This is a genomic window from Paenibacillus sp. YAE3, from assembly GCF_057546105.1.
Genome location: NZ_BAAIYF010000005.1, coordinates 341317 through 355682 on the forward strand (window position 1 = coordinate 341317; position 14366 = coordinate 355682).

Annotated in this window: 13 protein-coding genes; 3 read left to right on the forward strand and 10 right to left on the reverse strand. The window is 52.4% G+C overall.

Annotation, left to right across the window (positions count from 1 at the left end):
- Positions 1 to 89 precede the first annotated feature (89 nt).
- From AC27KL_RS12405 to AC27KL_RS12415, 3 genes are all read left to right on the forward strand, one after another.
- Positions 90 to 695 carry a TetR/AcrR family transcriptional regulator gene (locus AC27KL_RS12405; RefSeq protein ID WP_339321169.1) on the forward strand — a complete coding sequence of 202 codons (606 nt, stop codon included), beginning with the start codon at positions 90 to 92 and terminating at the stop codon, positions 693 to 695.
- A gap of 56 nt (positions 696 to 751) precedes the next feature.
- Positions 752 to 1219, forward strand: coding sequence for a MarR family transcriptional regulator (locus tag AC27KL_RS12410; RefSeq protein ID WP_339321170.1), 468 nt, complete (start codon positions 752 to 754; stop codon positions 1217 to 1219).
- A 169-nt stretch (positions 1220 to 1388) separates the two neighbouring features.
- Complete coding sequence (locus AC27KL_RS12415) at positions 1389 to 2819, forward strand: MDR family MFS transporter (protein WP_339321171.1); 1431 nt, start codon at positions 1389 to 1391, stop codon at positions 2817 to 2819.
- Positions 2820 to 2904: 85 nt separating this feature from the next.
- On the opposite strand, the gene AC27KL_RS12420 is transcribed toward AC27KL_RS12415, so the two are convergent.
- The 10 genes from AC27KL_RS12420 to AC27KL_RS12465 form a co-directional block, all read right to left on the reverse strand.
- Positions 2905 to 3777, reverse strand: a complete 873-nt coding sequence (locus AC27KL_RS12420) for a sugar phosphate isomerase/epimerase family protein (RefSeq protein ID WP_487169875.1) — start codon at positions 3775 to 3777, stop codon at positions 2905 to 2907.
- 57 nt (positions 3778 to 3834) lie between these two features.
- Positions 3835 to 5118 carry an alpha-L-fucosidase gene (locus AC27KL_RS12425; RefSeq protein WP_212951593.1) on the reverse strand — a complete coding sequence of 428 codons (1284 nt, stop codon included), beginning with the start codon at positions 5116 to 5118 and terminating at the stop codon, positions 3835 to 3837.
- Between the two features lie 220 nt (positions 5119 to 5338).
- Complete coding sequence (locus AC27KL_RS12430; RefSeq protein ID WP_487169876.1) at positions 5339 to 7018, reverse strand: ABC transporter substrate-binding protein; 1680 nt, start codon at positions 7016 to 7018, stop codon at positions 5339 to 5341.
- A 36-nt stretch (positions 7019 to 7054) separates the two neighbouring features.
- Entirely contained in the window at positions 7055 to 7951 is an 897-nt protein-coding gene (locus AC27KL_RS12435) for a carbohydrate ABC transporter permease (RefSeq protein ID WP_339321175.1), read from the reverse strand.
- A 15-nt stretch (positions 7952 to 7966) separates the two neighbouring features.
- On the reverse strand, positions 7967 to 8839 hold the full coding sequence (locus AC27KL_RS12440) for an ABC transporter permease (RefSeq protein ID WP_339325175.1): 873 nt from the start codon (positions 8837 to 8839) through the stop codon (positions 7967 to 7969).
- A 221-nt stretch (positions 8840 to 9060) separates the two neighbouring features.
- Positions 9061 to 11382 carry an AraC family transcriptional regulator gene (locus tag AC27KL_RS12445; protein WP_487169877.1) on the reverse strand — a complete coding sequence of 774 codons (2322 nt, stop codon included), beginning with the start codon at positions 11380 to 11382 and terminating at the stop codon, positions 9061 to 9063.
- Positions 11383 to 11530: 148 nt separating this feature from the next.
- Complete coding sequence (locus tag AC27KL_RS12450) at positions 11531 to 12082, reverse strand: DUF4269 domain-containing protein (RefSeq protein WP_487169878.1); 552 nt, start codon at positions 12080 to 12082, stop codon at positions 11531 to 11533.
- A 212-nt stretch (positions 12083 to 12294) separates the two neighbouring features.
- Positions 12295 to 12876 (reverse strand): histidine phosphatase family protein, encoded by a 582-nt coding sequence (locus AC27KL_RS12455; RefSeq protein WP_487169879.1) that lies wholly within the window; start codon positions 12874 to 12876, stop codon positions 12295 to 12297.
- Between the two features lie 12 nt (positions 12877 to 12888).
- Positions 12889 to 13380 (reverse strand): GNAT family N-acetyltransferase, encoded by a 492-nt coding sequence (locus AC27KL_RS12460; protein WP_487169880.1) that lies wholly within the window; start codon positions 13378 to 13380, stop codon positions 12889 to 12891.
- A complete protein-coding gene (locus tag AC27KL_RS12465) occupies positions 13364 to 14332 on the reverse strand; it encodes an aminoglycoside phosphotransferase family protein (RefSeq protein WP_487169881.1) in 969 nt (322 codons plus the stop codon). Before AC27KL_RS12465 ends, AC27KL_RS12460 begins: the two co-directional genes overlap by 17 nt.
- Positions 14333 to 14366 lie beyond the last annotated feature (34 nt).

Below are 14366 nucleotides of genomic sequence, written 5' to 3' on the forward strand. Positions count from 1 at the left end.
TTCAATATTTTTAGTTTTGAAGGATAACATACAAATTCACATCACTTTGTCGCTTAACGATCGAAATTTTATTTGGGAGAACGAAAACCATGGACAAAAAAACCGATTTAAGAGTGCTGCGCACGAAACAATCGATTCGAAAAGCGTTTTTTGAACTGATTCAGGAAAAAGGGTATGAAGCGATCACGATCCAGGATATTGCCGATCGGGCCATGATCAATCGAAATACGTTTTATCTTCACTACCAAAATAAACCTGATTTGTTGGATATATGTATGGAGGAGTTGTTAAGCGAATTAAAGAAAGCAATCGTCCTATGTCCGATCCACATGAATCCTTTCAGCATTTCCAGGCTCGAGGCGGTCATGCAAGCGGTATTGGAGCATGTTTCGGGCAACATTTCTTTTTACGACGCGATGTTGATTGAGGAAAATAGAATCTATCCGTTTCGAGCGAAAATGGAGAATATCATTAGAGACAAATTAAATGAGGGGTGGAATCCTGCGCAGGCAGATCCCCCTTTGGCGATATCCAAGGATTTGCTGCTCGAATATCTCGTGTCGTCTTTCATGGGAGTTATTGTTTGGTGGATTCAAAACGAGGTGCCCCTGCCTGCGGATGAAGTTGCCTCCCAATTTAGTAAAATCGTTGCGTACGGGCATTGGAAAGCTGCCGGCATTGCCATTGAGGAATAAAATCAGCATAATATTCAATATCATGCTGCATGCAGCGACGGGCGGGAGGACAGGCCATGAACAAACAAGAACAGGTCATGACTGATTTCAGGGACTTATTTAACAAGATGGCTTGGCTTAATAGAAACAAAATGGAAGACAGCCTTAAAGGTTATAAGCCTTCTGAAGTACATTGCATCGAAGCCATCGGAAAAAACGCAGACCCCAACGTGACCAAACTCGCGGAGTCCCTTTATATGACTAGAGGCGCCATAAGTAAATTAACGAAGAAGCTCATGGAAAAAGGCCTGATCGATAGCTACCAGAAGCCGGATAACAAGAAAGAAATCTATTTTAGGCTAACGAAGCTAGGGAAAGACATTTATAACATCCATGAGGAACTGCACAAAGAATTTCAAGAACGGGACCAAGCTGTATTTAAGCAGGTAACCGAGGAACAATTTGACGGTATGCTTCGCTTCATTGAAGCGTATAGCAAGCATTTGGATGCAGAAATAAAGAAACAGGGTATAAGCATTAATTAAGTTAAAGCGCATTTGAATCATGAAAATGCAACCACAGGCAGCCGGGCTCGATTGAGAGCAGGCTGCTTTTTTGCATCTTCGCTTTTGTTGACAAGGAAACAATATTGCGATATTGTTGACAAGGAAACAAATAATGCGAATAACAACAACCTCGGAGAGGAGAAATAAAATGGCAAAAGACAAAGTAAAGGAACCCGGATTACCCCGGGGAATCCTCATGACTGCCTGGGCGATTGCACTTGGAGCCATTGCTCCCATGCTGGACTCAACGATGGTGAACATCGCCGTCGATACATTATCGAAGGATTTCAACACGACATTGGATACCATTCAATGGGCCATTACAGGTTATGTGTTAGCCCTTGCGATTGCGGTTCCCGTATCCGGCTGGCTGATGAACAAATTTAACGGGAAGAAAATCTTTATCGGAGCGGTCATCGCCTTCGGTCTCATTTCCGTTTTGGCAGGTGCTAGCTGGGATATTTCCAGCTTCATCTTCTTTCGTTTGCTTCAAGGATTCAGTGCGGGGATCATTACCACGCTCATGTCAACCCTATTGGTTCACACGGCTGGTCCGGAAAATGTAGGGAAAGTGATGGCCATCGTCAGCACGCCTATGATTCTCGGACCGATCTTAGGGCCGGTCATCGGGGGATTCATCGTTCAAGGGGCATCATGGCACTGGATATTCTTCATCAACGTGTTTATTGTTCTGATTGCTGCACCCCTGATGATAAAAAAAATCCCGGACTTTGAACCGTTCGACAAAGACAGTACGCTCGATGTTTTTGGAATTATTGATTTGTCCTTCTTGAGTGCTGCCTTGATATACGGCATTACGAAAGCAGCGGACCATGCGTCTTTTAACAATCGCGAAACCATCCTGTGGGTGGGCATTGGTCTGGCTTTAGCCGTCATTTACTCCGTATATAATCGGATCCGGAAGAATCAAACCGTGCTTCCAATGAATTTATTTGCACGCAAGAGCTTCGCGGCTTCGAGTATCGGTTTGTTCTTGGCGAATATATCCGTCATGGGCCCGATGTTGATCCTGCCGTTATTCTTCCAAAACTTCCGTCATTTCACGGCAATCGAAGCAGCGCTGGCGTTAATTCCCCAGGGTGTCGGGATGCTCGTTACCCGGCCGATGATCGGAAAAATGATTGATAAGATCGGTGCGAAATACGTGGTCATGGTCAGTCTCGTTCTTTCGCTTATCGGATCGCTTCCGCTAATCTTCATTACCGATCAAACAAGCATGATCTGGATTTCCATCGTATTGTTCATCCGGGGGACCAGTTTCGGAGGAATTATGCTTCCGCTCACGAGTGACGCTTATACAGGACTTGACGGCAAACTACTTCCGAAAGCAGGCGTCGGCTTAAATATGATTGAAAACCTTGGCTCCAGCTTTGGCTCGGCTGTGATGGCAACCGTCGTCGCAACGGCCCAGCAAGGGATGCAGCCGACGATTGCCAACGGATTAAAAGGTTATCATGCCGGATTCTTGGTATCCGTCGTTGTCCTTGCGGCAATCTTCATTCCGGGTCTATTCCTTACCCATAAAAAGAGGGCGAAAAGCTTTGATTCGTCTATATAACCCGGGAACGGCCGGAATCCGGAGATACAAAAAAGCGCTGCCTGCGGAATCAACCGCCAGCAGCGCCTTAAACATGTGTTACGGATTATACCTCATCCCAAATTCGTCTTAAATTTTCAAGGCCCAGCTTCGTGCCTTCCCGGCACTCCTCCATGCCTTCGAATTCCAGCGTGACGTATCCGTCGTAACCGGACGCCTTGATCATCCGCAGCACCCGCCGCACGTCGATATCTCCTTGCCCGAAGATCGATCCCCGCAGGTAGTTTCCGTGGGACGAGCGGAACCAGGCCCCGCCCCCTGGGTTCTGATCGGCCGGACGGATGTAGAAATCCTTGACGTGAATCAGCGAAGCAAACGGCAGGTTCCGCTTCACGCCGACCAGCGGCTGCTCATCGACGCAGAGAAAATTGCCGATGTCGAGCGTCGTTTTGAAATTCGGACGGTCCACGGCCCGAAGCACCCGCTGCACCCGGTCGCTGGCCTGCACGCTGACGCCGTGGTTTTCGATCGTGGTCGTGATGCCGTATTGCGCCGCATAATCCGCGATGCGCCGACAGCCCTCCACGATTTGCGCCAGATTGTCCTCCAGATAGTCGATGCCCCATTTTTCGGGCGGGAGCGTAAAAGCCGTCACGTCGTGGCGCATATGCTTCATCCCAAGGCGATGGACCGTATCCACATGCCGCTTGACCCTTTCCATTTCGGCTTCGAACGCTTCCGAAGTTTCCTGCACGAAATTCGCGGGCATCGAATAGTTGGACAATGCAATGCCTTTTGCGGCTGCCCGCTCGCGGACGGCATCCGCGAGATCCGGCTGGTCCTCCAGGGTGAAGCCGTAAGGAACGATCTCCATATGTTCCCCGCCCTGCTCCGCAATCCAATCGATGACGTCCAGGACCGTCATCTCTCCCGCTTTGATCGCTTGGAGCAAACTATAGGTGCTGACTCCAGGTTTCATTCCGTTCATCCTCCCTTTCGGTATCGATATCAACAGCTCATTTGGACGATCAAACGCTTACAATTCCTCCGTCAGTTCAAGCTCAATGACCGTATCCAGTTCATCCGGCAAGTCTCCTCCGGGGATGTGAATGAACGCGCCGCTTTCCGTATCCGAATATTGGTCCGCCATCCAAGGCGTATGCACATGGAGTTCGCTGCCGTCCGCAAGCAGGCGGGCTTTTTTGATTTTGCCCTTCAGTCCCTGGAAGTAAATCGGCCCGATGCCCCGGTCGAAGACGTGCGCGTACAGCTTGTTGCCGCGCTGGGTGTAGCGGCCCCACTCCGGCTTCGGCAGCTTGGCGATGCCGCAGCCGTAGATGCTGTCGCCGTTGCGGCGCAGCCACTCGCCGACCGTCTCCAAAATTTCAAGCGACTCCTTCGGAATTTCCCCCTTTGCGTCCGGACCGACGTTCAGGAGCAGATTGCCGTTTTTGCTGACGCATTCGACGAGCGCGCGGATGACCTGGCGCGGGGATTTGTAATTCCGGTCGGTCGCGTGGTATCCCCAATGGTCGTTCAGCGTAATGCACGCTTCCCACGGAATCGGCTCGCCGGCCGAATTGACGATGCCCTGGGGCGGAATGATTTGCTCCGGCGAGAAGAAATCCCCGGCGTACACTTCAGGCTCCGCCGCCATGATGTTGCCGCCGAGCCGGTTATCGATCACGATATCCGGCTGCAGGGAACGGATCATTTGGATGAGTTCGGTCGCGCGCCATTTTTCGCCCGTCATATCGTCGTAAGAAAAATCGAACCACATGATATCGATTTTGCCGTAGTTGGTCAGCAGCTCCCGGACCTGGCCGTGCATATAGTCTAGGTAACGGTCAAAATCGATCTTTTTGTCCTTGTAAGCCTCGTTGTCGCGCATCGGATGCTGACGGTCGCCATAAGCCGGATAATCGTCATGATACCAGTCGATCAAGGAATAATAGAAACCGACCTTCAGCCCCTCCTCGCGGAAAGCGTCCACGTATTCCCGAACGAGGTCGCGCCCCGCCGGTGTATTCGTCGCCTTGTAATCGGTCAGCTGGCTGTCGAACAAGCAAAAACCGTCGTGATGTTTCGTCGTAAGCACCGCATATCGCTGTCCGGCAGCTTTGGCCGCTTTGGCCCAGCTCTTCGGATCGTATAGCACCGGATTAAATTCTTCGAAATAAGGCTGGTATTGTTCGTTGGTGATCCGCTCCTGGCTTCGCACCCATTCCCCTCGGGCTGGAATCGCATACAATCCCCAGTGGATAAAAAGGCCGAAACGGTCGTTCATCAGCGGCAGCGTTCGTTCGAAACGCGGATTCATGTCGTATTACCTCCGTTTGTTATATAAGTTGAACCAAATTTTGTGCGGATGAAGGCAGCCGGGTGAAATGTTCTTTCGATCGCTGTTGCTCCCAGATTTCTTTGATTTAACTCATTCATGGTCGAAATCCGCTCACAAAGGCGAACGCTTCGCTTCTTCAGAATCCTTTCCCCCTTTTGCCTATTCCTTGTCACGTTTCTTTAGTTCAACTTATATAGGTTTATTTTTTGTTCTTTTCGTCGTAAGCCGTCTGGTAAATCTCCAGATATCGCTTCAGGTTCATTGCATCGAGCTGGCTGACGTAGCTGTCCCAATCCGCATCCAGGCTGGCGTCGCCAATGACGAAGCGGGCGATCATTTCATCCACGTAGTCATTGATCGTTTTCGCCAGGTCGGCGATTTCGGACGCCTGCTCGTTCGTCAGGAACAGCGGCGGAACCGTGCTGACATCCTTCGGTTTATACGGCTCATATTTATTCTTCGTCTCGTTGTACAGAATTACCTCTAAATCGTCGTCACCTTTTGCGACGGCAGACAATCTGAAATCGTTGGTACGCAGCGCAGGGCCGGTTTGCGCCCAGTTGACGTTTTGCACCGTGCCGTAGGATTTAAGCTCCGACCACACCGCAGGTTTGCCGTTGATGCCGATTTCGCCTTCCTTGGCGTCGCGCCATTCCTGATCCGGACGGCCGTACACGCTCCGCAGCGTCATCTCTTTTTCGTACAGCCCGTCGGCCCAGCGGAGCGCCAGCTCCGGATTTTTGGCTTTTTTGGTGATGATGAAGGCGCCCGGCGTCAAAGCCGTCGTGTCGACGGCGGCATACTGCACGCCTCCCGGTCCTTTTAACGGCGGAACCGCTTTGTATTCCTTCCAGCGTCCGCTGTCTCCCATGAGCTGCGTGAATACGCCTTCATGTCCGCCCGTGGATGCCCCCAAGATGACCGTACCCGGATTTTCCCCCTGCTGAATCAGCTGGTTTTCGTCCTGAGTGAACGATTCCGGCGCGATCAGGCCTTCCTTGTAGAGTTTGTTCAGATACCGCAGGCCCTCGCGCCATTCCGGCTTGTTGAAGGCCACGTCCAGTTTGCCGTCCTTAATGAACATATGCTTGCTGCTTGATCCGTACACCGGATTATAGATAAAAGAGTTCATCAGGAACGCGTCGATGGTCGAACGCCATGATTTTTGCGTGATGGACAGCGGGATTTCGTCCTTTTTCCCGTTGCCGTTCGGATCGTTTTCCTTAAAAGCCTTCAGCACGTTGTAGAGCTCGTCGGTCGTTTTCGGCATCTCGAGCCCCAGTTTCTTGAGCCACGGCTCATAGATCCACATTTTTTGGCTCATCGAGCAGTGGTAGCAATCGTTGACCTCGGGGAGCGCATAAATGTTGCCGTCGATCGCCGTAACCGTTTCTTTGATTTCCGGGTTGTCCGCGAACATTTTTTTCGTCTGGGTGCCCTGCTTTTCGATTAATTCGTTCAAAGGAAGGAACGCGCCTTGGGAGCCGTAAATCATCTGCTGCGTCGGCGAAACGTTCAGGCCCATGATGACGTCCGGATAATCTTCGCTCGCCAGCACGAGGTTCAGCTTTTCCTGCATGCTTTGTTCCGGAACGACCTCCCATTCGATATGGACGTTCGTTTTTTCCTCATACCATTTGGTGAACTCGTTCGTTTCGAAATTTTCCACCAGCGGGTTGCCGCGCACCATGATTTTCAGCGTTGTTTTTTCTTTAACGAGCGGATAAGTCCCCGGCGGCGTCAGCTCCACAGTGCCCGCAGCGGGCGGGTTGCTTCCTTTCATATCCGCGCCCTCCTCTTTTGCGCCCCCGGAGCAGCCTGCGAGCAGCATGCCGGCGGCAATGACGATCCCCGCGATTTTATTCAGCTTTTTATACATAACGCCCCTCCATCGATTTCAATTTTGGCTTCCGTTCTATCCTTTTAATGAACCGATCATGACGCCTTTCACGAAAAACTTCTGCACGAACGGGTACACCACCAGAAGCGGCACGGATGTGACGACGATCAGCGAATATTTGAGCAGCTCCCGCAGTCCCTGGCGCGCAGCGGCCGTTTTGGCGTCCCCGAGCATGTCGATATTGATCTCGTTTTGGACGAGAATGTCCCGAAGAATCAATTGCAGCGGATACAGCTCCGCCCGTTTGAGAAAAATCATCGCGTTAAAATACTGGTTCCAATGCCCCACGGCATAAAACAACGCAATGACCGCCAGAATCGGCCCCGAAAGCGGCAGCACGATCCGGAGCAAAAAACGAAAGTCCGAACAGCCGTCCAGCTGGGAGGCCTCCAGCAATTCTCCGGGGATCGTCGTTTGGAAATAGGTGCGCATGATGATGACGTTCCAGACGGACAGCGCCCCCGGGATCAGCATGGACCACACGGTATCGATCATGCCCAAATCTTTGACGAGCAGGTACGTCGGGATCAGCCCCCCGCTGAACATCATCGTAAATACGAACAGCAGCATGAACATGTTCCGCCCGCGAAAATCGACCCTGGACAGCGGATACGCCGCCAAAACCGTAAACAGCAAATTGATGCCGGTTCCCGCCACCGTATAAAAAATCGTGTTCATGAAGCCGCGCACGACCATCGTGTTTTTGAACACGGCCCGGTAGCCATCCAGCGTCGGTTCGACCGGCCACAACCATACCCGTCCCGACAACACGGCGCTGCTCGAGCTGAATGAAGCGCTTACAACATACACAAGCGGGTACAGCACGATCAGCATGACAAGCGTCAACACGCAATAATTCACGATCGTAAACAGACGGTCAGCGCCGGCTTCTTTTATTTTCATTGCATGCATAGTTCCGCCGCCTTTCTACCATAAGCTTTCCTGCTTCAATTGCTTCGCCGTCTGATTGACGATGATCAGCAGGATGAATCCGATCACCGCTTTGAACAGGCCGATGGCCGTCGCATAAGAGAAATTCATCGCCTGCGAGACAAGCCCAACCTTGTAGACGTATGTGTCGATCACTTCCGAGGTGCGCAGATTAAGCGGGTTTTGCATCAGCAATATTTTCTCGAAGCCCGTCTCCAGCATCTGTCCCGTGTTCAAAATGAGCAAGATGACCGCGATCGGGAGAATCCCGGGCAAATCGATATGACGCATCCGCTGAACCTTGGTCGCGCCGTCCATGACGGCCGCTTCATGCAGCGCCGGGTCGATGCCGGACAGCGCCGCCAAATAAATGATGCAGGCGAACCCCGTGTTTTGCCATACATGCGACCAGACGTAAATCGATTTGAACCACGACGCCTGCGCCATAAAATGGTACGGACCGAGCCCGAACCAACCGAGCAGCGTATTGACGAGCCCCGTCCGCGGATCGAGGAACTGCAGCAGAAGGCCCACCAGCACGACCAGCGAGATAAAATACGGCGCGTACGTGATCATTTGGACCGACTTTTTGAAGCGTTCGTTTTTGACGTAATTGAGACCGAGCGCCAGGATGATCGGGAACGGAAAACTTGCGATCAGCGCGTAAAAGCTGACCACGAGCGTGTTCCGGAGCAGCCTCCAAAATTCATGCGAGTGGAAAAAACGCTCGAACTGCGCGAATCCGACCCACGGGCTGCCGGTGATGCCTTTGGTCACGTTAAAATCCTTAAACGCGATTTGCGCTCCGTACATAGGCACGTATTTAAATACGATGATGTAAATCAGCGGCAAGGCAAACAAAGCGTACAGCTGCCATTTGCGCGTGATGTCTTTCCAAAGATTCAGCTTGGTCACCCCCTTTGTTTTGGATGGAAAAATCCGGCCGGTGACCACAGCTTAATTGAAAGCGCTTCATTGCGTAAATCTGCATGTTTTGCCGGTTATGCCGGGCTTTAGAAAAGGCATTATTCCGTTTTCCCGGCGGTATCCGTTTTTTAAGAAAAGGCTGCGTGCGGCGGCCGTTTGGGCCTTTACGCTTCACGCGGCCGGGAAATTTTGCGGTATTCGGTGGCGCTTACGCCGTTGGCCCGTTTGAACGCCCTGCTGAACGAGTTCAGCGACAAATACCCGGTCCGGACCGCGATTTCGCTGACGGGAATTCCGGTTCCGGCCAGCAGCCGCTTCGCCTCATCCATGCGGACATGCTCCAAATAATCGGAAAAGTTCATTCCGGTCTGCTCTTTGAAAAAATAAGACACGTACGCTTCCGAATTCCGGGCTTCCCTCGCGAGTACCGCAAGGCTTAAATCCGGATCCGGGAAATGGCTGTCGATGTATTCCATCAGCTTGGCAGCCAGCGTATCGTTATGGCTCCGTTTTTGTTCCTCATGCTTGCGGCACAGCTGCATTAGGGCTTGAAAAAGCTTTTGGACGGCTTCATCAGGCGACCATGAGGGATCGGAAACTTCCAGCACCACCTTCATCTCGTCGGTCAACGCATCCCGGTTCGCGAAGGAAGGCTCGCAGCATTTCATCAGCGTTCCGCTCAGCTCCTGGGCCAGCAGCTTATGGGCGACGACGGGCAGCGGACCGCTGCCTTCGTTTTTCTCCCGGATTTCCCCGATCAGCCGGGCCGTCTCCGGCTCGTTACCCGAACGCACCAGCTGGATCAACCGCTGTTCCACGTCGGAAGGGTAAAAATAAACGGGCGGCGGCACTTCCGCTTCCTCATAAAACAATATCGGCTGCCGATCGCTCCAGGCCGCGTTCACTAGAAGAAACTCCGCTTCGCCAAGGGAACGATAAACTTCGGTCAATCTCGTCTGGCACGTGCCCACGGCAATCCAAAGCCCGGAATGGCTGGTTTGCTTCACATGATCATGCAATTGCGCCACCAGCCGTTTGACCCCTTGCATAAAATCGTCCGGCGTCTCGCCTTCCCCGTGAACGAGCAAAGCCAGTTTGTTTTCGCCCAAATCATGCGCCTGAGCCGAGATTTGCACCTCCGGCCCGATCGATGGGATGGCGTCCCGGATGTTCAGTTTCACAATGTCCAGCTCCGTCAGCATCTCCTCGTTGTACGGAGCGTGGTAGCCCCGAATTTGGACGGCGGACACGGCGAAATATCCGCTCCTCAGCTCCATCCGGGCATGCTCCATGGCGGCTTCGACCTCGCCCATGGACGTATACCCGCCCTGAAGCAGACGATCAAAAAACACGCTGCGAAGCAAAGGGACCTGCGCCTCGAGCCTGCTGCTCAGCTCGCCATGGCTTTCGACCAGCGCGGAAACGGAGCTGCGGATGTCGTCCATCAGGTTACCGAGCGGGCGGTTTTTGCCGCCCCCGGGTTTCAGCGGCAGCAGCTGCAGCATTTTAAACACGGGCCTGCTGCTCCGGTAGGCCAGCAATGCCGCAACGGCGAGCCCTGCGCCCAACGCCAGCATAAATACGGTTAACGTCAGCTCTTTGATGTAATTGGCCTTGGCAAGCACGACCGTCTCCGGCTGGGCGGATACGTAGGTCCAACCGTTGTACTGGGAAGTCGTTTGCGTGATCAGCATCTTTTTCCCGTTCCAATCAAATAAGGAAAAACCTTCTTTAACAGGAAGCGCTTTCATGATTGCGGTCGTCGGATCCATGCCCACGTAACTGATCAGGTTGCCGTTTTGGTCCGCAACATAAGCAAACCCTCCCTGCTCGGCATCGATATGCCGCAGCATCTCTTGAATTTGCTTGTTGTCGATCAGCACGGTAATGACGCCTCCGCCGTCTTTCGTGCCGAAGGACTGCATGTAGCTCACGACCGAATATGGTTTTCCTTCATACAGAACCTGCCTGCCAGGCTTATAGGTTTTGTAATAATACCGCCCGAAAAGCTCGTCGTACCACTCCTCGTAGGATTTGCCGTCATAACGCAGCTGCAGGCCGTAGAACTGCTTGGCATCGTACACCTTGCGGGGCGAAATGAACATGCCGCTGTTTTTGTACGCGATAAAATAATCGATGATAAAATGGTTGGTTATCCGGTAATCGAACAAGCTTTTTTCCAGGTCCCAGAGCCGGAAAGGGTTCGTTTGCTCGAACGGGGCTTTGACGAACTGAAAGGACTGTATTTTGGACTCGCTGGCCATCTGCTGCGCAATCGTCTCCACTTCGGCAAAACGGCCGTCAAGCGCCTCGCGGATTTGGCCGAGCGCCGCCGCATTGCTTTTCATCGTTTCCGATTCCACGAGCGACGATGTTTTATGGTAGGCAAACCACCCCGCAAGCAGAGACCCGAGCAATATAAGCACGTATGGAACAAAAAATCGAAGGATCAACGTCGCGCGTTCACTGGAAGCATTCACAGCCATATCCCACCTTTGGATCTGTTTTACGGATCATGCCGGCCGCACGCAGCGGCCGTTTCCTTAACGATTATAAAATGCGGCAGACCTTTTGAAAACGCATTCATCAAAAAAAGAAGCCGGCCGGACTGTAAGTTTTCCGGCATGGCTTCCCCTATGCGGGTTCAAACCCTTGTTGAACAAGGAACAGCCCAAGCTTTTCCTCGTCCCAATCATGCATGTCAAGCATCCGCTGATACGGATCTCCTTCGAGGCTGAGCAGTCTGGCAAAGGCGGGTTCGGTTTTGACGCCGCTGCTTTTTAATTTTCTGACGTCGTCGCGGAATACGGGTCCCAGCCGTTTCAATATCCGGTCTTCGACGACCATATGTTTATAGGCGTTCTGCTGCGTCACCGGCCGGTTCTGGGCAAATATCTCGACGGGCCACGAGCCGAACCGAAAATTGCACACGATGACCTTGTCGCCATGCATGCGTTCCCGGCTTAACGCAAAACGCTCCAGCGCGCCGTATGCCGGGATCAAAACCTGCTCCAGCGCCTCCGGTTCCCGCATCTCGCAAATGATATCCAAATCGCTGTCTTCGACATCGATCTCGATCGGAATGGTTCCGGCGAGGACCGGGCTGAATGCCGCCAATGTTTTGAAAATGCCCAGCCGGTCGAGCGCCGCAAAGGCCTCCCGCTGCTTCGCGTTTCCTGTTTTCAAGTATGAAATATCCATAAAAGGTTGACTATTCCGGGTATCGATCGTGATCCTTCCTTTCCGCCTTCCGCTGCCGGTCCCGATCCAGCGCTTCCTGCACGTAATGGCGTTTCGGGAGCTTATGATTGATGTTTAAGCAGAACCGCCAGATTGCAGATCAGCAGCAAAACGATCAAGATGCTCATTGAAGTCCTCCTTATGCCGGACGCACGCGGTCAATCCGCCCAGCATCTTGTCACTTCCGTCAGTTTAAGATCTTCGAACACCAGTTTATACACATCCGGCATCGATGTCGATCTCCAAAACGCAAAGCCGAATTTGGAATCAAAAAAGTTCAAAATCAGCGTCATGATATCCCCATGCGTGCCTAATGCCAATTTCTTGCCGGGATGCCGCCGCAGAAGCTGCATAAAGGCTTCCGTCCCTCTGCGCTGCGCTTCTTCGCTCGACTCCCCTCCGGGGAGCGCATACCGGAAATCATCGTACAACCGCTTTTTGCAATCGGCAAACTGCTCGCCGGGGATGTGAACATGATCCGCCGCAAGCGTTCGTTCCCTAAGCTCGTCGATAATCGCAATTTCTTTTCCGGCCGCCTGTGCGGCAGGCTCCAGCGTTTGGATCGCGCGCACGTAGGGGCTCGAAAAAAACGCATCGATCTCTTCCCGCTGCAGCAGCTCTTTGACTTTTACCGCATCCTGCCTGCCTTTTTCGGAAATCCCTCTTGTTTTTTCCTCGCCCGGCACGTAGTGCGACTCCGCGTGCCTGACCATATAAATGACCGTTTGAATGGATCTCACCCCCGTAAAATATCATGGCCTGCCCGATTCGAACACCTGGATCGGACCGTCCCAACCGTCTTCCCTGATTTCATCGTACTGTCCGCCGGTATACCTTTCGATAACGTTCCGCCAGAACCGCTGCGCAGGTACGTTCGTTTCCATTTCGGCAACCTTCCATTTCCCGGGCAATCGATCGAACAATTCAAATGCCGCCTGTTGTCCTGCCCCCGAGCGGCGGTATTTTCTCAAAATAAAAAATTCGGCCATTTCGTACACGGGAACGCCTTCCTGGATGCCGGTTCGCCGTACCAGCGCAAAACCCGCCAGCTTGCCGCCAACCCGGAACAAATAAGGATACCTTCCTTCTTCGGTCCAGTAATGGTCCAGATACATATACTCATATAAGCCGTTTTCGTTCAGGTCATCCTCCGGGTCGAATTCGCTGAAATCGTATTTGTACAGCTCCAGCAAGTTTCGGAGCGTGGATTTGTCGGCATACGCCGCCTCATGAACCGTTATCATCCGATCTGTATGCCTCCTTTCTTGTGTGGTTTGTGTACCAGGCGGGAATCAACGTTTCAAAATTGCGATGTTCCTCCAAGACGCGGCCGATTCTGTCCAACATATCATTCAATCCATCCGGGTGCGCCTTCAGCGTCCAAGCAACCGAACCCACCAGGTTCATGGCCAAATATAGGGAATAAAGCCGCCAAAATTCGGCGTCCGGCTCCCGGCCCTGATGGTACCCATGGATTTGGCCGACGGCAAACGCAGTGCTGATGTCCGCGGAGAAAAAACCGATTTTCAAAAAATCATGGATCGGATCTCCCCAATCGCAGCGGTTAAAATCAATGACGCCCGATAAATGCCCGTCCTTGACGACCAGGTTCGCCAGATGAAAATCGTCGTGCTGGAACCGGTTCGGCCGGTCCGTCATCGCGTCCAGATGTTCTTCGATAAAAGCCAGCAATTGGGCGTCTCCCGGAAACCGTATGCCGCAGCCCCAATATTGCTCCTTATTCCGTTCGTGTTTTTTCCTTTGCCGTTCATACCACGGTCCAACCGAATCCGGCGCTTCATATCGGTGGATTTTGAGCAGTTCCGCTCCGGCCTGCAAGCCGATTTCATATTGGGTTTCCTCCGGATAGGAGCAAACGACGTCCGCCCCTTCATCCCCGTCAATATACGTAAATACCATGTATCCCAAATTTGCTTCTTCCCAGCGCCCCAGCTCCAAAGCCCTTGAACAAAGAACGTTCTCCTGCCGCATTCGCTCCAGCGCTTTGTATTCCATTTCCTTGCGCGGATATTGATGAAGATCGAAAACCCGTAGCAGGAAACGCTCATTTCCTTTCGTTACGACGTATTTTCGATCTGCGGAAAAACCTTTGGCAATGAGTCTCGGTTCGCCGCAGCCTGCAAGCAGCGGAATCCTTCCGACTCGCGCACGAAGCTCAGCCGTCTTGTCTGCCAAGTTAGCCCCCCCCTTTTTTTTCGATCATTTAAAA